21 protein-coding genes are annotated in these 20,978 nt (G+C 67.2%); 7 read left to right on the top strand and 14 right to left on the bottom strand.

Annotated elements, in window-relative coordinates; genetic code table 11:
- The first annotated feature begins 19 nt into the window (after positions 1–19).
- Positions 20–1,594: a flavodoxin reductase gene (locus tag BEP68_RS15390; RefSeq protein ID WP_187250502.1), complete on the top strand. Its 1,575-nt coding sequence runs from the start codon at positions 20–22 to the stop codon at positions 1,592–1,594.
- A gap of 247 nt (positions 1,595–1,841) precedes the next feature.
- On the opposite strand, the gene BEP68_RS15385 is transcribed toward BEP68_RS15390, so the two are convergent.
- The 4 genes from BEP68_RS15385 to BEP68_RS15375 form a co-directional block, all read right to left on the bottom strand.
- Positions 1,842–2,456, bottom strand: coding sequence for an endonuclease domain-containing protein (locus BEP68_RS15385; protein ID WP_261987884.1), 615 nt, complete (start codon positions 2,454–2,456; stop codon positions 1,842–1,844).
- 20 nt (positions 2,457–2,476) lie between these two features.
- Entirely contained in the window at positions 2,477–2,674 is a 198-nt protein-coding gene (locus BEP68_RS18275; protein WP_261987883.1) for a type IV toxin-antitoxin system AbiEi family antitoxin domain-containing protein, read from the bottom strand.
- A gap of 349 nt (positions 2,675–3,023) precedes the next feature.
- Positions 3,024–4,493 (bottom strand): ATP-binding protein, encoded by a 1,470-nt coding sequence (locus tag BEP68_RS15380; protein ID WP_187250501.1) that lies wholly within the window; start codon positions 4,491–4,493, stop codon positions 3,024–3,026.
- 26 nt (positions 4,494–4,519) lie between these two features.
- A complete protein-coding gene (locus BEP68_RS15375; protein WP_056280043.1) occupies positions 4,520–5,248 on the bottom strand; it encodes a response regulator transcription factor in 729 nt (242 codons plus the stop codon).
- Between the two features lie 163 nt (positions 5,249–5,411).
- Between BEP68_RS15375 and BEP68_RS15370 the strand changes: the two genes are divergently transcribed.
- Positions 5,412–6,884: an ABC transporter permease gene (locus tag BEP68_RS15370; RefSeq protein WP_187250500.1), complete on the top strand. Its 1,473-nt coding sequence runs from the start codon at positions 5,412–5,414 to the stop codon at positions 6,882–6,884.
- Between the two features lie 40 nt (positions 6,885–6,924).
- A complete protein-coding gene (locus tag BEP68_RS15365; protein WP_187250499.1) occupies positions 6,925–7,650 on the top strand; it encodes an ABC transporter ATP-binding protein in 726 nt (241 codons plus the stop codon).
- Positions 7,651–7,706: 56 nt separating this feature from the next.
- On the opposite strand, the gene gndA is transcribed toward BEP68_RS15365, so the two are convergent.
- On the bottom strand, positions 7,707–9,155 hold the full coding sequence (gene gndA / locus BEP68_RS15360; protein WP_053097041.1) for an NADP-dependent phosphogluconate dehydrogenase: 1,449 nt from the start codon (positions 9,153–9,155) through the stop codon (positions 7,707–7,709).
- 97 nt (positions 9,156–9,252) lie between these two features.
- A complete protein-coding gene (locus BEP68_RS18270; protein WP_256381367.1) occupies positions 9,253–9,378 on the bottom strand; it encodes a hypothetical protein in 126 nt (41 codons plus the stop codon).
- A gap of 222 nt (positions 9,379–9,600) precedes the next feature.
- On the opposite strand from BEP68_RS18270, the gene BEP68_RS15355 reads away from it, so the two are divergent.
- The gene (locus tag BEP68_RS15355; protein ID WP_053097039.1) at positions 9,601–10,209 is read left to right on the top strand and encodes a 50S ribosomal protein L25/general stress protein Ctc; all 609 of its coding nucleotides are present in this window, start codon (positions 9,601–9,603) and stop codon (positions 10,207–10,209) included.
- A 120-nt stretch (positions 10,210–10,329) separates the two neighbouring features.
- Positions 10,330–10,911 (top strand): aminoacyl-tRNA hydrolase, encoded by a 582-nt coding sequence (pth, locus tag BEP68_RS15350; protein WP_187250498.1) that lies wholly within the window; start codon positions 10,330–10,332, stop codon positions 10,909–10,911.
- A gap of 35 nt (positions 10,912–10,946) precedes the next feature.
- Here pth and BEP68_RS18060 read toward each other — a convergent pair whose 3' ends face one another.
- The 8 genes from BEP68_RS18060 to sdhC form a co-directional block, all read right to left on the bottom strand.
- A complete protein-coding gene (locus tag BEP68_RS18060) occupies positions 10,947–11,615 on the bottom strand; it encodes a hypothetical protein (protein WP_222839457.1) in 669 nt (222 codons plus the stop codon).
- Positions 11,616–11,639: 24 nt separating this feature from the next.
- A complete protein-coding gene (trpS, locus tag BEP68_RS15340) occupies positions 11,640–12,644 on the bottom strand; it encodes a tryptophan--tRNA ligase (RefSeq protein WP_072591541.1) in 1,005 nt (334 codons plus the stop codon).
- A gap of 77 nt (positions 12,645–12,721) precedes the next feature.
- Entirely contained in the window at positions 12,722–13,564 is an 843-nt protein-coding gene (locus tag BEP68_RS15335; RefSeq protein ID WP_072591540.1) for an exodeoxyribonuclease III, read from the bottom strand.
- A gap of 9 nt (positions 13,565–13,573) precedes the next feature.
- Positions 13,574–14,776, bottom strand: a complete 1,203-nt coding sequence (locus BEP68_RS15330; protein WP_053097031.1) for a YihY/virulence factor BrkB family protein — start codon at positions 14,774–14,776, stop codon at positions 13,574–13,576.
- 77 nt (positions 14,777–14,853) lie between these two features.
- Complete coding sequence (locus BEP68_RS15325; protein ID WP_053097029.1) at positions 14,854–15,621, bottom strand: succinate dehydrogenase iron-sulfur subunit; 768 nt, start codon at positions 15,619–15,621, stop codon at positions 14,854–14,856.
- Between the two features lie 2 nt (positions 15,622–15,623).
- On the bottom strand, positions 15,624–17,450 hold the full coding sequence (sdhA, locus tag BEP68_RS15320; RefSeq protein WP_053097027.1) for a succinate dehydrogenase flavoprotein subunit: 1,827 nt from the start codon (positions 17,448–17,450) through the stop codon (positions 15,624–15,626).
- Between the two features lie 19 nt (positions 17,451–17,469).
- The gene (locus BEP68_RS15315; RefSeq protein WP_053097025.1) at positions 17,470–17,913 is read right to left on the bottom strand and encodes a succinate dehydrogenase hydrophobic membrane anchor subunit; all 444 of its coding nucleotides are present in this window, start codon (positions 17,911–17,913) and stop codon (positions 17,470–17,472) included.
- Positions 17,913–18,347, bottom strand: coding sequence for a succinate dehydrogenase, cytochrome b556 subunit (gene sdhC / locus BEP68_RS15310; RefSeq protein WP_072591539.1), 435 nt, complete (start codon positions 18,345–18,347; stop codon positions 17,913–17,915). Before sdhC ends, BEP68_RS15315 begins: the two co-directional genes overlap by 1 nt.
- A 179-nt stretch (positions 18,348–18,526) precedes the next feature.
- On the opposite strand from sdhC, the gene BEP68_RS15305 reads away from it, so the two are divergent.
- On the top strand, positions 18,527–19,642 hold the full coding sequence (locus tag BEP68_RS15305; protein ID WP_053097023.1) for a mannose-1-phosphate guanylyltransferase: 1,116 nt from the start codon (positions 18,527–18,529) through the stop codon (positions 19,640–19,642).
- A gap of 147 nt (positions 19,643–19,789) precedes the next feature.
- Positions 19,790–20,902, top strand: a complete 1,113-nt coding sequence (locus tag BEP68_RS15300) for a BMP family protein (protein WP_053097021.1) — start codon at positions 19,790–19,792, stop codon at positions 20,900–20,902.
- The last annotated feature ends 76 nt before the right edge of the window (positions 20,903–20,978 follow it).

The following is a 20,978-nucleotide window of genomic DNA, read 5'->3' as shown; positions in this document are numbered from 1 at the left end:
AGTAGGGAAGAGTAGACCTGTGATCACCTCCATCACCGCACTGCGGCAGCGGGTCCTTGCGTTGCTCGGCGGCATCTCGATGTATCGCCTGGTGCTGTTCGCGCTGCTGACGCTGGCGCTCATCGCTGTGGTGCTCTCAGCTCTCGGCGTGATCGTCTCACCCACGCCGGTCGAGATCCTCGCATCCTTCGTCGTCCTGGCCATGGTCATCTCGCTGGTGGACGCAGCGGCCCAGCGAATCCTGCGCCTTCCATGGCGTATCGAGTCGTCGCTGGTCACCGCGCTGATCCTGCTCTTCGTGCTCCGCCCCGGCATCGAGCCGAATGCCCTGCTCGGCCTCGCCATCGCCGGAGCCGTCGCGAGCCTCTCCAAGTACCTGATCGCGTGGCGAGGTCGGCACATCCTCAACCCGGCGGCGTTCGGCGCTGCCGTCGTGTCGATCCTCGGGTCGTTCGGAGCGTTCGCATGGCTCGGGACCTCGTCGTCCTGGTGGGTGGGCACCCCGTCACTCTTCATCCCCGTCCTGATCCTCGGGCTCGCCGTGCTGTGGCGCACCGAGAAGGTGCGGATCGTCTTCGTGTTCCTCGTCGTCGCCATCGCCGTCTCGGTCCTTCGTCAGGCCGTGCAGGCGCAGGAGTTCGCGATCGACTTCGACGCCGGCTCCGCCCTCTCGTTCGCGATCCTGCAGTCTCCGTTCCTGTTCCTCGGTGCGTTCATGCTGTCGGAGCCGTTGACTCTGCCGCCGCGCCGGTGGCAGCAGTTCTCGGTGGCAGTTCTCGTCGGCGTGCTCGCCGGCTGGCCGATCGCGATCGGCGGCCTCTTCACGCTCGGGCAGGAGCGTGCTCTGCTCATCGGAAACCTCCTGGCCTTCGCCTTCGCGCTGCGCGGATCCGTGCGTCTCGTGCTCGAGAAGCGGCAGTTCATCACGCCGACGGCTCAGGAGCTGACGTTCCACGCGAAGGGCACGCTGAAGTTCCTGCCGGGGCAGTACCTCGAGCTGGACGTGCCGCACTCCCGCCCGGATGCGCGCGGAACCCGTCGCGAGTTCAGCATCGTCTCGGCGCCTGCCGACCTCCCGACGCTGCGCATCGCCTACAAGGACGGCGATCAGAAGCATCCCTCGAGCTACAAGCGCGCGCTGGCGGCCGCCGAGCCGGGTGCTGCGCTCGCGGTGACCGGCACATGGGGCGACTTCCTGCTTCCACGCGCCGAGACCCCGGTGCTGATGGTGGCCGCGGGCATCGGCGTCACGCCGTTCGTGTCGCAGCTGCGACAGCTGATGCTGACCGAGCAGCAGCGTGACGTGGTTCTCGTCTACGTGGCATCCGACAGCTCGGAGCTCGCGTTCCGCGACGAGCTGGCCGCGACCGGTGCGCGCGTGATCGTGTTCACCCGGGACGAGCCTGTCGACCTGCCCTCGCGCTGGACCTGGGCCCAGGGTGTGCGCCTCGACGCGGCGGCTCTCGAGCACTACGTCCCGGACATCGGCGAGAGGCATTCCTACATCTCCGGCCCGCCGCGGCTGATCGCCGACCTCGCTCCCGCCCTGCAGAAGGCGCGGTCGCTCACGACAGACGCCTTCGCCGGGTACTGAGTCCGGTCTGTTCGGCGTCGCCCGGCGCCACGTGCAGGACGCCAGCACGTTCTGCGGGCCGGTTCTCCTGATTCCGTCCTGCATTCGTGCCTCGGTCCTGCAAGTGGTACAGGCTGTGCGTCGCCGAAGCGCGCCGTAGATCGCGGGGGTGGGTCGCCCTGTGCCGCCTGCAGGACCCAGGCACGTTCTGCGGGGCGGTTCTCCTGATTCCACCCTGCATTCGTGCCTTGGTCCTGCAACCGGTACGTCAGATGCGTGCGCGAAGGCGATCGACGGCCGCAAGGATGGCGGCTTCCACGACCGGCCAGTCGTGGACGATCATCGCGTAGTCGAAGCGCAACGTCTCATATCCCTGCCTGGATGCCTCCGCATCGCGCAGCAGATCTCGATGGCGGTGCGATGCGCTGTCGTGATTCTCCGCCCCGTCGGCTTCGAGGATGAGCAGCTCATGGAGCACGAAGTCCACGCGTCCGACCGAAGGTATGTCGACCTGACATTCGAGACGGATCCCGAGCAGGTGAAGCCGAAGACGAAGCAGCGACTCGAGGCCGCTGTCGGCATCCGTCCGAGCCAGATCGACCAGCCACCGAGCCTTCGCCGGCAGGCGGGATCGGATGCGGGCGCGCCCTGCCGCTCCGATCTTGCGCAGCTGCAGGGCCGACTCGATCGAGACGAAGAACGACTCATCGCCCTTGCAGAGATAGACGTGAATAAGGGCGTCCTCGAGGGGAGCGAGGCCGAGAACCGTCCGTCCGCCGAAGTAGTGGCCGGTGCACGTGCATGCGATGTGGTGGTTTCGGCCGTGAGTGCCGAGCCAGACATGCGGATTCGTATCGTCCTCGAGCGTCCAGATGCCGTGCATGCGCAGTGCACGAGAGCAGGTCAGCGCGCCTCCGTGCGCGGCAGCGGTGAGAACGTCGGCGGGAGCGGATGCGTCGCGAACACGCCGTTGCGGACGCGAGTGATCGTGCCGTCGCGAACGGCTGATGAGAGCATCCGTCTGCTCAGCCCGAACTGGCGAAGAGTCGTACCCCTGGCCAGATCACCCAGGTGAGAGAGGACGTGTGCGGCGGTCGGCATCTGATCGATCCTGCCCGTTCTGAGGCGGGGGACGGATCGGAATCGAGGGTCGTGGAAGGTATCGGCTGATAGCCCGACCTGTGCAGAAGAGAAGTCGTGGGTCCGTGCGGTCGTCTGCTTCACCGTCTGGAGGATGAGAGCACGGTTGCAGGATCGAAGTCGTCGGTTCGTCCTGCGAACGTGCCGCGGCCCCGCAACCGGCCCTGGGGGAGGGCCGGCGCAGAGAGGGGAGCGTGTTCCGTCTGCAGGATGAGAGCACGGTTGCAGGACCGAAGTCGTCGGTTCGCCTTGCAGAAGTGCCTCGGTCCCGCAGACGGCTCTGCGGGACCGAGGGGAGACGAAGGCGCCGTCAGTCCGAGGCGGACGCCGGATTGATCGGGAGCCGCACGCTGAAGGTCGTGTCTCCGGGCTCGCTGTCGACCGTGAGGTGACCGCCGTGTCCTTCGACGATCGCCTTCGCGATGGCCAGTCCGAGCCCCGTGCCGCCGGTCTGGCGGGCGCGGGAGCTGTCACCGCGGGCGAAGCGTGCGAAGAGCTCCTCTCGCACCCCGGGGTCGATGCCCGGGCCGTTGTCGTGCACGCGCAGCACGGCCTCGTCGCCTTCGCGGGCCACGCTGAGGGTGATCGACGTACCGGCAGGCGTGTGCGTCCGCGCATTCGCGAGCAGGTTCGCGACGACCTGGTGCATGCGGCCCGCATCGCCGACGATGACGATGGGCTCGTCCGGCGCCTCGATGTTCCAGTGGTGGTCGGCTGCGGTCGGGCGCGCATCGGAGAGCCCCTCCAGCGCGAGCTGTGTCAGATCGACGGTGCCGTAGACGAGTTCTCGCCCCTCGTCGAGACGGGCGAGCAGCAGCAGATCCTCCACCAGGCGCGTCATGCGCAGGGACTGGGCCTGGATGCGCTCGAGCGACGTCGTGGTGCTCTCGACGGCCGCCTCTCCGCCCTGCTGCCTCAGCGCACGCAGAGAGAGCTCGGAGTAGCCGCGGATCGACGACAGAGGTGTGCGCAGCTCGTGGCTCGCGTCGGCGACGAACCGACGCATCCGCTCTTCATTCTTCTGACGGGAGGCGAGAGAGGCGTTGACATGGTCGAGCAGCTTGTTGAGGGAGGAGCCGACGAGACCCGTCTCCGTCCGCGGATCGGCCTCCGCGGCAGGCACCCGCTCGGTGATCTGCACCTCTCCACGGTCGAGGGGCTGGTTCGCCACCCGCGTCGCCGTCGCGGCGACCGCACGCAGCGGTCTCAGTCCGACGCGAATCGTGATCGCCGTCGTGAGCGCGAGGAGGATCAGACCGCCGATCGTCGCGAGGGCGATCACGGTGAGCAGTGTGGCCAGCTGATTCTGGATCTCGGTCCGGGGGAGACCGGTGACCACATTCACACCGTTGGGCGCCTGCTTCGCGAAGACCATGTACGAACCGAAGTCGTCCAGGGCGACGGTGGCGCTGGGCTGGCCGGCAAGTGCCGCGTCGATCCGTTCGAGGTCCGCGCTGGTCAACTTCTGCGGGACGCCGCCCCACTCGTCCTTGGTGTCGGGGAAGAGCACGCCGCTGGTGCCACCCTCCGTGCTGGACACCGCCAGCAGGAGTCCCGGAACCCGCGCATCGTTGATCTCGAGGATGTTGTCCATGTTCGCGAACTGGGCCGGTACCCGGCTGACCCACTGCGTCACCTGATTCGAGTAGCTGTGCAGGCGATCCTCGAGCTGCCGTTCGAGCGTGCTGCCGAGCAGCGCACTGGTGATCACGGCGACGATCACGAGGATGAGCGAGACGAAGCCGATCACGGCTGTCATCAGCCGTGTCTGCAGACTCATCGGCCGTCTGGCCATCCCCGTGCTGCTCACTGAGGCGCCTTGATCATGTAGCCGACACCGCGCACGGTGTGCAGCAGCGGGGTGCGTCCGGCGTCGATCTTCTTACGGAGGTACGAGATGTACAGCTCCACGACCGAGGACTTGCCGCCGAAGTCGTAGCTCCACACGCGATCGAGGATCTGCGCCTTCGACAGCACTCTGCGCTCGTTGCGCATGAGGTAGCGGAGCAGCTCGAACTCGGTCGCGGTCAGCTCGATCTCGGTGCCATCGCGCATGACCTCGTGGCTGTCCTCATTGAGGGTGAGGTCGGCGACGCGGAGGATCGACTGACCGTCGTCGGCGGTCGCATGTCCCGTGCGACGGATGATCGCGCGCAGACGTGCGATGACCTCTTCGAGGCTGAACGGCTTGGTGACATAGTCGTCGCCGCCGGCGGTGAGGCCGGCGACGCGGTCGCCCACGGCATCCTTCGCGGTCAGGAACAGCACGGGCACGAGGCTGCCCGACTCGCGGAGGCGCCGCAGCACGGCCATGCCGTCGAGGTCGGGCATCATGATGTCGAGCACGAGAGCGTCGGGTTCGAACTCGCGCGCGACCTGCAGAGCTTCGAGGCCGGACGACGCCGTGCGCACCTCCCAGCCCTCCATCCGCAGAGCCATCGCGAGCAGGTCGGTGAGCATCTGCTCGTCGTCGACGGCGAGGATGCGCAGGGGGGAGCCGTCGGGGCGGCGCAATTCGGGAAGATCAGTGCTCATGAGTACATTCTGCGGAATCACCTATGGGGTTTCTATGGAGTGCGCTATGCGTCGCCTGTGAGAAAGCACCCATAGCCTTCTCATCATCGGTCCCTCGATATCGCAAAAGTCCGGTCTTTAGCGTCGACATCGGCCCCGCGAACGGCGCGGCAGAAGGAGACACATGTACGGGACATATCTACGGCGCGAGTTGGCGGGCCGCAAGAAGCAGACCATGATCGTCGCGATCGGACTCGCGATCGCGATCGCCCTGGTGATCATCGTGAACGCCCTCACGGCAGGAGTTCGGGATGCGCAGGCGCAGGCGCTGGAGTCGGTGTACGGCGTGGGCACCGACCGCACGGTCACCGGTGCCGCGGCGGAACCGGGGGAGGGCGGCGGGCAGCGCTTCGACTTCGGCTCGGAGGACGGCGCGACCGAGGGCGACACGACCACACTGAGCCAGTCGACTCTCATGACGGACTTCATGCGCGGCACGCTCGACGCGTCCGTGCTCGACACGGTGACCTCGACGGATGGCGTGACGGCGGCATCCGCTGCTCTCAGCCTCACGAACTCGACGTTCTCGGGCGAGCTGCCCAGCGGCGGGTTCGGTGAGCAGGACGCCACGACAGAGGGCACTGCGCCGGCCGAGGGTCAGGCGCCGCCGCAAGGTGGAGCGGGTGGCACGGGTGGCGGCTCGTTCGGCGTCGATTCATTCACCGTGCTCGGCATCGACCCGGCCGTGACGTCAGTGGGTCCGCTCGCCTCGGTCGAGGTCAGCGATGGCCGGGCTCTCGACACGGATGACGCCGGGGCACTCGTCGCGCTCGTCGACGCGACCTACGCGACCACGAACGAGATCGCCGTCGGCGACACCATCGACGTCGCAGGCTCCGATGTGGAGATCGTGGGGATCGTGGCTTCCACCGCGGACTCCGCCGACACCGCTGCCGACGTCTATCTGCCCCTCGACACGGCGCAGGATCTCTCCGGCGCCGGAGACGTCGTCTCCACGGTGTACGTGCAGGCCGAGTCCGCATCGTCGATCGACGCGGTGCAGGCGGCCCTCGCAGACGAGCTGCCCGACGCGACGATCACCTCGCAGTCCGAGCTCGCCGCCACCGTCTCCGGTTCGCTGTCCAGTGCCACGTCGCTGATCACGAACCTCGGCACCTGGCTGTCGATCATCGTGCTCGCCGTGGCCGTGCTGCTCTCGGTGCTGCTGACGCTGTCCGGCGTCTCGCGCCGCACCCGCGAGTTCGGCACGCTCAAGGCGATCGGCTGGTCGAACGGTCGCGTCGTGCGTCAGGTCGCGGGCGAGTCGATGGTCCAGGGACTGATCGGTGGCGTCGTGGGGCTCGCACTCGGAATCGCCGGCATCGTTGTGATCGATCTCGTGAAGCCGACCGTCGCGGCTGCTGCCGCGAGCACTGCGGAAGGTGGCCCCGGCGGGATGGGCGGCGGGCCCACCGGAGGTGGTGACATGTTCCAGACGCAACAGGCGGCCGACATCGTGCTGCACGCACCGTTCACACCGTGGGTGCTGGTCGCCGCGGTCGGTCTCGCCGTGCTCGGCGGTCTCGTGGCAGGAGCATTCGGAGGCTGGCGCGCGGCCCGCCTCAGCCCGGCAGAGGCACTGCGCTCCGTCGCCTGACGGACGCTCGATCACCCACCGCACGACAAGGAGATACGACATGACCATCGCAGACATCGCCCCTTCCGCGAGCGGCACGGATGCCGCGGCGCCGCTGTACCGCGCGCAGGGTGTCACTCGCACGTACACGCAGAAGGGACGCACGGTGAAGGCGCTCACGGGGGTCGACCTCACCATCCTTCCCGGTGAGTTCGTCACCATCCAGGGGCCGACCGGAGGGGGCAAGTCGACTCTCCTGCAGATGCTGGGCGCGCTCGACAAGCCCTCCTCCGGCTCGTTGAAGCTCGGTGACATCGAGCTGGCGTCGGCATCAGCGAGGGAGCTCAGCCGCATCCGTGCCCAAGAGATCGGCTTCGTTTTCCAAGGGTTCAACCTCATCCCCACGCTGACGGCGGCCGAGAACGTGGACATGGCCCTCGAGCCCACCGAGCTGAGCCGGACCGAACGGACGGCTCGCGTCGCCGAGGCTCTCGCTCACGTCGGGCTCGCCGACCGCGGCGACCACCTGCCCACCGAGCTGTCGGGCGGTCAGCAGCAGCGTGTGGCGATCGCGCGGGCGATCGTGAAGCGACCCCGCGTGCTGCTCGCGGACGAGCCCACAGGCAACCTCGACGAGAGCATGCGCGATGAGATCCTCACGCTGCTCCAGGGGCTGTGCGCGGAAGGGATCACCATGATCGTCGTCACTCACGACTCGGCGGTGGCGCGCCGGGCCACCAGACGCCTTCGGCTGGCGAAGGGCACGGTGCAGGACATCACCCGGTGAGACATGACGAAGGCCCCGGCGGAATCGCCGGGGCCTTCGTCATGTCTGCGACGCGCTCAGTGCGTGTCTTCGGCTTCGATCTCGGTGCGGTCGCCCGACCACTGCGTGTGGAAGGTGCCCGGCTTGTCGATGCGCTTGTAGGTGTGCGCCCCGAAGAAGTCGCGCTGGCCCTGCACGAGGGCTGCGGGGAGGCGGTCGGCGCGGATGCCGTCGTAGTACGACAGCGACGACGAGAACGCCGGAGCCGGGATGCCGGCCTGTGCCGCCGCGACCACGACGCGACGCCACGGCGCCTGAGCGCGCGTGATCGCCTCGGTGAAGTACGGAGCCGTCAGCAGCACGGGAAGACCGGGCTCTGCCGCGTATGCGTCGGCGATGCGGTTGAGGAACTGCGCACGGATGATGCAGCCGCCGCGCCAGATCTTGCTGATGGCGCCCAGGTCGATGTTCCAGCCGTATTCGGCAGCGCCCGCGCGGATCTCGTCGAAGCCCTGCGAGTACGCGACGATCTTCGATGCGTAGAGCGCGAGACGGACGTCCTCGATGAAAGCGGCCTCGTCGGCGACGACGAACTCCTCGTCCGGCCCCGGGAGGGCTCCGGCGACCTCGCGCTGCTCGGGGTGCGACGACAGCGAGCGGGCGAACGTGGCCTCGGCGATGCCGGAGACGGGAACGCCGAGCGACAGCGCGGTCTGGACGGTCCACGCTCCGGTGCCCTTGGCTCCGGCCTGGTCGAGGATGACGTCGACGAGCGGCTTGCCGGTCTCGGCATCGACCTGGCGCAGCACCTCTGCGGTGATCTCGATCAGGTACGACTCGAGCTCGCCCTTGTTCCATTCGGCGAAGATCTCGGCGATCTCGGCGGGCGACTTGCCCGTGCCGCGGCGGATGAGGTCATAGGCCTCGGCGATGAGCTGCATGTCGGCGTACTCGATGCCGTTGTGCACCATCTTGACGAAGTGTCCGGCACCGTCGTGTCCGACGTGCGTGACGCACGGCTCGCCCTCGGCGATCGCGGCGATCGACTTGAGGATCGGGCCGAGGGTGATCCACGACTCGTCCGAGCCGCCGGGCATGATCGACGGGCCCGTGAGTGCGCCCTCCTCGCCGCCCGAGATCCCGGCGCCGACGAAGTTGATTCCGGTCTCACGGACCGCCTTCTCGCGGCGGATCGTGTCGGGGAAGTACGCGTTGCCGCCGTCGACGATGATGTCGCCCGGCTCGAAGACCTCGACCAGCGAGTCGATCACGGCGTCCGTCGGGCCGCCGGCCTTGACCATGATGATCGCGGTGCGCGGCTTCTGCAGCGAGTCGGCGAACTCCTGGTAGGTCTGGGCGGGGATGAAGCCGGCCTCAGGGTGATCGGAGACGAGCGTCGCGGTCTTCTCGTAGCTGCGGTTGAAGATCGCCACCGTGTTGCCCTCGCGGCTGGCGAGGTTGCGGGCGAGGTTCGAACCCATGACGGCGAGTCCGACGACTCCGATGTTCGCTGATGCTTCGGGCACAGATGGCTCCTAGATCGAGAAGAAGGGGATGCTCCCAGATTATCGCGGCGTCCGGGGTGGTGCTCCCGTGTGACGGGTGGTGACGGACGCGAGGAGGTCAGTCCTTGCGGTATCCCGAGCGCCCCAGGGAGAACAGGGCCGCGAAGGTGAAGCCTGCGGCGCACACGGTCATCGCGCCGATGAGCCAGGCGATCGCGTGGGAGAAGAAGACGCCGTCGAGCATGAGAGAACTCCGTGTTCTGCAGAGAGGGGATCGGTGTTCTCAGCCTACCGGCTCATCCGGTACCATGAGAGGAGTACCTCGGCGAGGGATGCTTCTGCGCGTGCGCTGGCATCCGTTATCGACGCGGCGAAGCAAGCCGGTGGCTTTCCTCACGTGTCTGCGTTCGAGAACAATTCCAAGACCACCGCGTAGCTGTCGCTGCGTGCCCCGAAGGAGAACCCCATGTCTGAAGACACCAAGGTCAAGGCCGAGCTCCGCGAGAGCTTCGGCAAGGGCTTCGCCCGTCGTCTGCGCGCCGCAGGCAAGATCCCCGCCGTGATCTACGGCCACGGCACCGACCCGGTGCACGTCGCACTGCCCGGCCACCAGGTCTCGCTGATCATCCGCCGTGCGAACGCTCTGCTCGAGCTCGACATCGACGGCAAGGACCAGCTCGCCCTCGTCAAGGACGTCCAGCGCGACCCGGTGCACCAGATCATCGAGCACATCGACCTGCTCGTCGTCCGCAAGGGCGAGAAGGTCACGATCGACGTTCCCGTCGTCGTCACCGGAGAGTCGGCTCCCGGAACGATCGTCAACCAGGACGCGAACACGCTGTCGATCGAGGCCGAGGCCACGCATCTTCCGCAGAACGTCGAGGTCTCGGTCGAGGGTCTCGAGGACGGCACGCACATCACCGCCGCCGAGGTCAAGCTCCCCAAGGGCTCGACGCTGCTGACCGACCCCGAGGTTCTCGTCGTCGCGATCTCGATCCCGGCCGAGGAGTCGCTCGAAGAGGACGAGGCCGGCGCCGACGAGGCTGCCGCCGAGGAGGCTCCCGCCGCGGAGTGATCTCCGCAGGCGCAGCGCACAGCTGACTGCAACACAGAGGGGGCGCGAGCATATCGCGCCCCCTCTGTCGTATTCTGACCCGGGCACCGCGAAGGGCCCGCATTCCGAGAGGACGACCACATGGCATCCACCTGGCTCGTGGTGGGACTCGGCAACCCCGGCCCCCGATACGCGGATACGCGTCACAACATCGGCCAGATGGTCGTCGATGAGCTCGCATCACGCCGCGGCGAGAACTTTCGGGAGCACAAGGGCGGCGCGCGCGTCGTCGAGACCTGGCTGCGCCCGGGCGGCGACAAGCTCGTGCTCGCCAAGCCGAACACGTTCATGAACGTGTCCGGGACGCCGGTCGCCGCCCTGGCGCGGTTCTACTCGGTGCCGCCGGAGCAGATCATCGTCGTCCACGATGAGCTCGACATCCCGTTCGACACCGTCAAGCTCAAGACCGGCGGAGGCCACGGCGGGCACAACGGCGTCCGAGACATCGCCCGTGCCATCACCACTCCGGATTTCCCGCGGGTGCGGGTCGGCATCGGTCGACCGGTGGGGCGCCAGGACCCCGCGGACTGGGTGCTCTCGCCGTTCGGCAAGGACGAGCGCGCGAACCTGCCCATCCTCGTGTCCGACGCGGCGGACGCGGTCGAGCTGCTCGTCGAGGACGGACTGCTCGCCGCTCAGCAGAAGCACCACGCTCCACGGTGAGAGACGGGGCGGTGCACCCGTCGCGTGCCCCGCGGCTACGGCAGGAAGCCGGTCGCCGTTCCCGTCGACAGTGTCACCAGCAGCACGACCCAGAAGATGATCGGGCCGAGCACGGCGACCACGAGGGCGGCGATGCCCGCACCGCGCGCCTGCTTCTTGCGAATGGCGATGATGCCGATGACGATGGCGGCGATGCCGAGGATGGTCCCCGTCCAGAACGAGATCTCCGCCCACAGGACTTGGTCCCTCGCGGGAGAGAGGATCGACAGGAAGTCCGGTGCCGTCGTGTCGAGACCGCCCGGAAGACGACGTCCGATCTCGAAGCCCATGATGCCGGCGACGATCGGTGTGACCACGGCTGCCACGATCGCCAGGACCAGAGCGAGGATGCCGAGCAGCCCTGACTTCTTCTCCGCGATCACCGGTGCCTGGTATGCGCCCGCGGGCGCTGCGTAGCCTCCGACCGGAACCTGATAGGCGCCGGGAGGAGCCGCCTGCGGTGCGGGAGCGCCTTGGTACGAGGGCGGCGCACCCTGATAGGCCGGGGGAGCGCTCTGGTATGCGGGCGGCGCCGGGGGAGTCGACGAGTACGCAGCGGGCGCTGGCGGCACGGGCGGAGCGAAGTGCTGCTGCTCGTCGGCCGATCGGGGCGCGGGAGGCACAGGGGGGACGGCACCGGACGGGGGCTGCTGCGGATCAGTCACGCCCCCATCCTATGGCTGGCCAGGTCAGACGCGACGAAGCAGTCCGACCCGGTCGTAGACCGCTCCGAGAGTGGCGTCGGCGACGGCATCCGCACGTGCGGCGTTCTGCGCGAGGATCCGATCGAGTTCAGCAGGGTCGTCGAGCAGCTCGAGCGCGCGGGCACGCACCGGCTCGAACTCGTTCACGACGACCTCGGCGAGTCCCTTCTTGAAGTCCCCGTAACCGCGGCCCGCGTACTCATCCTCGATCGCCGGAACCTGACGTCCCGACAGCGCGGCGTAGATGGTCAGCAGGTTGGACACGCCGGGCTTGGTGTCGCGGTCGAAGCGCACCGATCCTTCGTTGTCCGTGACGGCCCGCATGATCTTCTTCGCCGACTTCGCCGGGTCATCGAGCATCCAGAGGACTCCCGCATCGCTCTCGGCGGACTTCGACATCTTCGACGTCGGGTTCTGCAGGTCGTAGATGCGCGCCGTGTCCTTCTGGATCACGGGGCGGGGCACGACGAACGTGTCCCCGAAACGGGAATTGAAGCGCTCGGCGAGGTCGCGGGTCAGCTCGACGTGCTGCTTCTGGTCGTCGCCGACCGGCACGACATCGGTCTGATACAGCAGGATGTCAGCTGCCATCAGCACCGGGTAGGTGAAGAGACCGACGCTGGTGGCATCCGCTCCGTAGCGCGCTGACTTGTCCTTGAACTGCGTCATGCGACCGGCTTCTCCGAAACCGGTGATCGTCGACAGGATCCAGGCCAGCTCGGCGTGCGCGCGGACGTGAGACTGCACGTAGAGCGTCGAGAGGGAGGGCTCGATGCCGGCGGCGATGTACTGAGCAGCGGTGCGGCGGGTCTTCTCGCGCAGCTCGGCGGGATCCTGTGCGACGGTGAGCGCATGCAGATCGACGACGGAGAAGTATGCGTCGTACGAGCTCTGCAGATCCCGCCACTGCAGGAGCGCTCCGATGTAATTGCCGATCTGAAGCGAGTCGGCGGAGGGCTGCATTCCTGAGTAAAGGCGAGGTTTCGTCACGACATCAATCCTAGGCGGCGCCGGTCGTGCCGGACCGCGCGAACCGGGTCCGTCCGAACCCGGGCGCCGCCTGCTGTTCAGTAGGTGTAATCGACGACCACCGGAGCATGGTCGCTCCAGCGCTCGTCATAGGCGGCCGCGCGGGCGACGTGATAGGCAGTGACCCGTTCGGCGAGAGCCGGAGTGGCGAGGTGGTAGTCGATGCGCCACCCGGAATCGTTGTCGAACGCCTGCCCGCGCATCGACCACCAGGTGTACGGCCCCTCGACCTCGCCGTGGAACACCCGGCCCACGTCGACCCAGCCGAGACCGGTGCCGGTCGAGCCGTCGACGCCCTCGACGGTCTCACCCGCCGCTCCGAGGAATCTGTCGAAGTACGCCCGCTCACGGGGCAGGAATCCCGCCTTCTTGCGGTTGCCGCGCCAGTTCTTGATGTCGAGTTCGCGGTGGCCCACGTTCAGGTCCCCGGTGACGAGCGCGAGTGCCCCGTCGTCCGCGCCGAGCTCCGCCAGCCGGTCACCGAACGCGTCGAGGAACTTCCACTTCTCCTCCTGCTTCGGAGTGTCGGCCTCGCCGCTGTGCACGTAAGCGCTCACGACCGTGAGAGGGCGGTCGCCGATCAGGAAGTCCGCTTCGATCCAGCGACCCTTCGAGTCGAAGTCGGCATCGCCGAAGTCGGTGCGCGAGGCGAGAGCCGGCAGCCGGCTGGCGATGGCCACGCCGGCGCGACCCTTGGCGGTCGCCTCGTCGTGCACGAACGTCCATCCGGGCAAGGCCGCTTCGAGATGCTCGTCCTGGCCGCGGACCTCCTGCAGAGTGAGGACGTCGACGTCTGCCGCGTCGAGCCACGCGCTCATGCCATTGCGAGCCGCCGCTCGGATCCCGTTGACATTGACCGTGGCGATTCGCAGATGAGGCATGGTTCCAGCCTAACGAGCGCCACCGACATCGCGTGTCCGCTGCAGCTCGGCGAGCAGCCGCTGCGCGAGTGGCGACGCGGTGTCGACGGGCGGGGGCGCGGACGCCTCCAGCTCCGCCAGTTCCCGCTCCGCCGCATGCACGGCTCGACGCGCGCCCCATACGCCGTACCAGGGTGCGGTGTCGCGTGCCGCGTGCGCGTCGCGGACGCGGATGCGGGCGGCCATGAGCAGGGTCTCATGCTCGACGATCCGACGCTCGGCCTCCGACTGAGCCAGCAGCGGCAGATCCCGGTCCTGGGCGGCGACGGCGATCCATGACGATGCCACGAGCATCACCACCCCGTTCACCCGGAACCACAGCAGCAGGCCGATGAAGATCGCGAACGTGGCCAGAAGCGGGTTGGAGGGCGTGTAGCTGAGGAGGAACCCTGCACCGTACTGCAGCACCGTCATCGCGGCGCCGCCGAGGATCGCGCCGGGCCAGATCGTGCGCCAATGGAGCGTCGTCCCCGTGAGGAAGCGCACCATCGCGGCCAGAGCGGCGGACATCAGGACGAACGACACGATGACCGTGCCGATGCGGATGCTGAGGTTCAGCCCGTCGGATCCCGAGTCCCAGCCGAGGAGGCTCAGGAGCCAGCTCAGCATCGCCGCACTGGCGGAGCTGAGGATCGACCCCACGATGAGCGAGACGCCGAAGATCAGCGCGGCGAGAAGATCCCGAGCCTTGAGGATCACGTAACTGCGAGTGTCCGGAGGGAGGCCGAAAATGTCCCTCGTGGCGCGACGTGAGAAGGTCACCCACCCGATCGCGGTCCAGATCACCGTGCCGAGGGCGATGAGACCTGTCACTCCCAGGAGGCTGGCCGTGCTCGCGGCGATCTCCTTCACCTGATCCGGGGTGAACACCCCGCCCTGATCGAGGATCAGATTGGGAACGTAGCTGTTGATGATGACGATCAGACCGTCGACCGCCTCCGTGCTGCCACCGAGCCAGATGCCGATGATGGCGAAGGCGAGGTACACAGCCGCGAAGATCGCGAAGAGGGCCTGATAGCTCACCCCGGCAGCGAGAAGGAATCCGTTGTGCTGCAGGAAATGACGCCAGACACGCACGGGGAACAGGCCCAGAGTGCGCTGGGTCAGAGCGGTCGCCCTCTCCACGGCCGCGTCCAGGCGACCGGGCTCGGGGGCGGCGTGGTGTTCGGACACGTCCTCACCCTATCCAAGCGACGAGAACGGGCGGGCACCCATCAGGGTGCCCGCCCGTTCTCAGGTCGGCGACGGGGTCAGGGACGACCGCGCAGGACTGCCTGCTTGACCTCGGCGATGGCCTTCGTGACCTCGATGCCGCGGGGGCACGCCTCGGAGCAGTTGAAGGTCGTGCGGCAGCGCCAGACGCCCTCCTTGTCGTTGAGGATGTCGAGACGGACCGCCGCATTGTCATCGCGGGAGTCGAAGATGAACCGGTGCGCGTTCACGATCGCCGCCGGTCCGAAGTACTGTCCGTCGGTCCAGAAGACGGGGCACGACGAGGTGCATGCGGCGCACAGGATGCACTTGGTGGTGTCATCGAAGATCTCGCGATCGGCGATGCTCTGGACGCGCTCCTTGCCCTTCTCGGGCACCGAGTTCGCGACGAGGAACGGCTGCACCTCGCGGTACGACGCGAAGAAAGGCTCCATGTCGACGACGAGGTCCTTCTCGAGAGGCAGACCCTTGATCGCCTCGACGTAGATCGGCTTCGAGATGTCGAGATCCTTGATCAGCGTCTTGCAGGCGAGGCGGTTACGGCCGTTGATGCGCATGGCGTCGGAGCCGCAGATGCCGTGGGCGCACGAGCGCCGGAACGTCAGCGACCCGTCGACCTCCCACTTGATCTTGTGCAGTGCGTCGAGGACGCGGTCCGTGGAGTAGAGCTCCACGTCGTAGTCGACCCAGTGCGGCTCGGAGTCGATCTCGGGATCGAACCGGCGGATGTTGAACGTGACGATGAAGGACTGGATGCCCGTCTCCTCCGTCGTGTCCGCGGGAGCTTCGGCGATGGCGTTCGACATGCTCAGTACTTCCTCTCCATCGGCGGGTAGTTCAACTCGCCCTGCTCGTTCTTCGTGAAGACGACCGGCTTCCAGTCGAGCTTGATGTGATCGCTCGGAGTGGAGGAGTGCGGGTCACCCGTCAGGTAGGCCATCGTGTGCTGCATGTACTTCTCGTCGTCACGCGTGGGGAAGTCGTCGCGCATGTGGCCGCCACGGCTCTCCTCACGGTTCTGGGCCGCGTAGACGACGACCTCCGCGATGTCGAGGAGGAAGCCGAGCTCGACAGCCTCGAGCAGGTCGGTGTTGAACCGCTTGCCCTTGTCGTCGACGTGCACGTTCTTGTAGCGATCGCGCAGCTCGGCGATCACGCCGAGGACGTGCTCGAGCGAGTCGTGCGTGCGGAACACCTGCGCGCCCTTGTCCATCTCGTCCTGGAGCGCCTTGCGCAGGACGGCGATGCGCTCGGTTCCCTGGTTGTTGCGCAGGCCCTCGAGCATGTCGGAGACGAATGCCGCGGGGTTCTCGGGCAGCGGCACGAACTCGGCGGTCTTGACGTACTCCACCGCGTTGCGTCCTGCGCGCTTGCCGAACACGTTGATGTCGAGCAGCGAGTTGGTTCCGAGCCGGTTGGCGCCGTGCACCGAGACGCACGCGCATTCGCCGGCCGCGTAGAGGCCGGGCACGACGGTGGTGTTGTCGGCGAGCACCTCGGCGGCGTTGTTGGTGGGGATGCCGCCCATCGCGTAGTGCGCGGTCGGCATGACCGGAACCGGCTCCACGACCGGGTCGACGCCGAGGTATGTGCGTGCGAACTCGGTGATGTCGGGCAGTTTGGTCTCGAGGACCTCTGCGCCGAGGTGGGTGCAGTCGAGCAGCACGTAGTCCTTGTGCGGGCCGGCACCGCGGCCCTCCGCGACCTCCTGGACCATGCAGCGCGCGACGATGTCACGAGGCGCGAGGTCCTTGATGGTCGGAGCGTAGCGCTCCATGAAACGCTCGCCCGATGCGTTGCGCAGGATCGCGCCCTCGCCTCGCGCTCCCTCGGTGAGGAGGATGCCGAGGCCGGCGAGACCTGTCGGGTGGAACTGGAAGAACTCGAGGTCCTCGAGGGGGAGGCCCTTGCGCCAGACGATGCCGACTCCGTCACCCGTCAGGGTGTGGGCGTTGGAGGTCGTCTTGAAGATCTTGCCGAAGCCGCCGGTCGCGAAGATCACGGCCTTGGCCTGGAACACGTGCAGCTCGCCCGTCGAGAGGTCGTAGGCGACGACGCCTGAGACCTGGGTCTTGCCGTCGGCATCCTTCACCGTGAGCAGATCGAGCACGTAGAACTCGTTGAAGAAGTTGATGCCGAGCTTGACGCAGTTCTGGAAGAGCGTCTGCAGGATCATGTGGCCGGTGCGGTCAGCGGCGTAGCACGCCCGGCGCACCGGGGTCTTGCCGTGCTCGGCGGTGTGGCCGCCGAATCGACGCTGATCGATCTTGCCCTCGGGCGTGCGGTTGAAGGGGAGACCCATGTTCTCGAGGTCGATGACCGCGTCGATCGCCTCCTTGGCGAGGATCTCCGCCGCATCCTGGTCGACCAGGTAGTCGCCGCCCTTGACCGTGTCGAAGGTGTGCCACTCCCAGCTGTCCTCCTCGACGTTGGCCAGCGCCGCCGCCATGCCACCCTGCGCCGCACCCGTGTGCGAGCGAGTGGGGTAGAGCTTGGAGATGACCGCGGTCTTCGCGCCGGAGCCGGCCTCGATGGCCGCTCGCATGCCGGCGCCGCCGGCGCCCACGATGACGATGTCGAACTGGTGGTAATGCACGCCGTCGCGCACGACGGAATCCTGGGTCTCGGTAGTCACTTCTCGTATGCCTTCTCTTCTACTTGCCCAGCGTCTGGCACTGTTCCCACAGTGTGCTCGACTCGGTCACGCCGAGGCACGGGTCGAAGGTGAAGACGACCAGGGTGCCGAGGATGATGAGCAGCGCCGCGGCCAGGCCGAGGGCCCAGGTCAGCGCCTTGCGAGCGGTGTTGTTCGTCACGTAGTCGTTGACGATCGTGCGCATGCCGTTGGCGCCGTGGATCAGTGCCAGCCACAGCATCAGGACGTCCCACCACTGCCAGAACGGCGTGGCGAACTTGCCCGCGATGAACGCGAAGTCGAGGGCATGGATGCCCTCGCCGACCATCAGGTTGATGAAGAGGTGGCCGAAGATCAGCACGACGAGCACGACGCCCGAGGCGCGCATGAACACCCAGCCCCACTTCTCGAGGTTGAAGCCGCGCTGACGGCGGATGGGCGCGGCGACGGTCTGAGCGGCCATCAGTGTCCTCCTCCGAAGCCGGCGAACGCGAGCATCAGGTGACGCGGCACGAAGCCGGCCATGATGATGCCCCAGACGAGGAGCACGCCCCAGAACAGCTGACGCTGGTACTTCGCGCCCTTCGACCAGAAGTCGACGGCGATGATGCGGAGGCCGTTCATCGCGTGGAACACGATGCCTGCGACCAGCACGACCTCGCCGAGGGCCATGATCGGGTTCTTGTAGGTTCCGATGACCGCGTTGTAGGCCTCGGGCGACACCCTGATGAGTGCAGTGTCGAGCACATGCACCAACAGGAAGAAGAAGATGGCGACTCCGGTGATGCGGTGAAGCACCCACGACCACATGCCCTCGCGACCCCGGTAGAGGGTGCCGCGCGGCGTCTTGGAAGTGGTTTCCGAAATCGACGGTGTCAAGCGAGCGCTTGTGGACACGGTCGTCCTCCCTGGATCGATGTGACTCGGTCGCGTGCGATGCGTCTTCCAAGCGTGAGCCTGCTGTCGTCAGGCACGGCCGATCGGACACCATCCTATTCCCGTGTGACGGGTGCGGGCGACGAAGGCGAGCCTAAGTGTCTCGATGTCGAGAGGTTTCGTCGGGATACCCTGACTCTGTGAGCGAACCTATCGAGGACTTCTACGCCGTCATTCCCGCCGGCGGCATCGGCAGCAGGCTGTGGCCTCTGTCCCGCGCGGACGCGCCGAAATTCCTGCACGACCTGACCGGCTCGGGGCACTCGCTGCTCCGGGACACCTGGGACCGGCTCGAGCCACTGGCCGGCGCCGATCGCATCGCCGTCGTCACCGGCCGGGCTCACCGGGCGGCGGTAGAGGCCGAACTGCCCGGAATACCGGATCTGAACGTCTTCCTCGAGTCCGAGCCGCGGGAGTCCGCCGCTGCGATCGGCCTCGCCGCGGCGATCCTGCACCGCCGTGATCCCGACGTCATCATCGGATCCTTCAGCGCCGACCATGTGATCCGCGGCACGCGGGTGTTCGAGTTCGCCGTGCGCGACGCCGTGGAGGTCGCGCGCGAGGGGTACATCTGCACGATCGGCATCTCGCCGACCGAGCCGGCCGTCGGCTTCGGCTACATCAAGAAGGGGCCGGAGCTGGTCGTCGACGGCGCGCGCGAGGCAGCCCTCGTCGAGAGCTTCGTGGAGAAGCCCGACCTCGCCACGGCTCAGGCGTACATCGCGGATCGCGGCTACCTCTGGAACGCGGGCATGTTCATCGCGAAGGCGAGCGTCCTCCTCGACGAACTCGCGGCCAACGAGCCGGAACTCCACGCCGGCCTGATCGAACTCGCCGAAGCCTGGGACGATCGCGATCGTCGGGGGTCTGCGGTCGATCGCATCTGGCCGGGACTGAAGAAGATCGCGATCGACTATGCGGTGGCCGAGCCGGCGGCACGTCGCGGACGCCTCGCAGTCGTACCTGGACACTTCGACTGGGACGACGTCGGGGACTTCGCCTCCCTCACCAAGCTCATCACGAACGGGCGCAAGAACGATCTGGCCGTGCTCGGCCCGAACGCCAGGGTGCTCTCCGACGCGGCCAGCGGCATCCTGGTCAGTCAGACATCGAGGGTGATCAGCCTCGTGGGCGTGCAGGACATCGTCGTGGTCGACACACCGGACGCTCTGCTCGTGACGACGGTGCAGCACGCGCAGCGCGTGAAGGGCGTGGTGGAGTCCCTGAAGCTGACCGGACGGGGCGACGTGCTCTGATGAGCAGGGGTCGCCGCTCATCGGCTGTCTTGGTTTCAGGTTTGTAACCATTCGTCAGCGCCTCGCCCTCGCACGTGCACAAAAGTCGAAACACTAGGTAACTTTGAGCGATCCGCGAGGGCCGCGGCACCGTTCAGGAGGCATGAGTTGACCATCTCCACCACCAAGAAGCTGCTCGGCGCAACCATCGCCGCTGGCGTCGTCTTCGCACTCGCCGGCTGCGGCCAGGCTCCGACCGAATCGGGCGGCACCGGCGGCGGCGAGGCTGAGTCCGACTTCCTTCCCTGCCTCGTCTCGGACGCGGGCGGCTGGAACGACAAGTCGTTCAACCAGTCCGCCAAGGAGGGCATGGACCGTGCCGCTGACGAGCTCGGCGTCAAGCCGCTCGAGTTCGAGTCGGCCAACGACAACGACTACGCGCCCAACCTCGAGACCGCCGTCTCGGAAGGCTGCTCGCTCATCGTCGCCGTCGGCTTCAAGCTGTCGGCCGCGACCGTCGAGTCGGCGCTGGCGAACCCGGAGATCAACTACGCGATCATCGACGACTACGCGGACAACGACTTCGACGGCACCACCGATGCCCCGAACATCAAGCCCCTCGTCTTCGACACCGCTCAGGCCGCCTACCTCGGCGGATACGCCGCTGCCGGCTGGTCGGCTGAGTCCGGCGTGAACAAGGTCGGCACCTTCGGCGGAATGCAGATCCCGTCGGTCGCCGTGTTCATGGACGGCTTCCAGCTCGGTGTCGAGAAGTACAACGAGGACAAGTCGGGCGCCGTCGAGGTCTTCGGCTGGGACACCGCCACGCAGAAGGGCTCGTTCACCGGTGGCTTCGACGCCAACGACACGGCCAAGCAGACCGCTCAGGGCGTGCTCGACCAGGGCGTCGACGTCATCCTTCCCGTCGGCGGACCGATCTACCAGAGCGCTGCGGCCGCTATCGCGGACAGCGGCAAGGACACGCTCCTCGTCGGTGTCGACAGCGACCTCGCCGTCGCCGATGAGAGCGTGGCGGACGTCACCCTCTTCTCGATCATGAAGGCCATCGACGTCGCGGTCGAGGATGCGACGATCGCCGCGTCCGAGGGCGACTTCGACCCGGCTCCCTACGTCGGCACGCTCGAGAACGAGGGTGTGAAGCTCTCGGGCTTCGGTTCCTTCGAGGGTGACCTGCCCGACGGACTGCTCGACGAGATCTCGGCTCTGCAGGAGCAGATCATCGCCGGCGACATCACGGTGGAGTCCCCGAACTCCCCGTAATTCATCGAGTTCCAGCGCGGGGCGAGTGGTGCACGTGGCCACTCGCCCCGCGCCGTGGACGGACCATGACGACTGT

It is taken from the genome of Microbacterium sp. 4-7 (assembly GCF_014332665.1).
Lineage (GTDB): Bacteria > Actinomycetota > Actinomycetes > Actinomycetales > Microbacteriaceae > Microbacterium.
The sequence above is the reverse complement of the archived record's forward strand: the minus strand, read 5'-3'. Positions and strand labels throughout refer to the sequence as shown.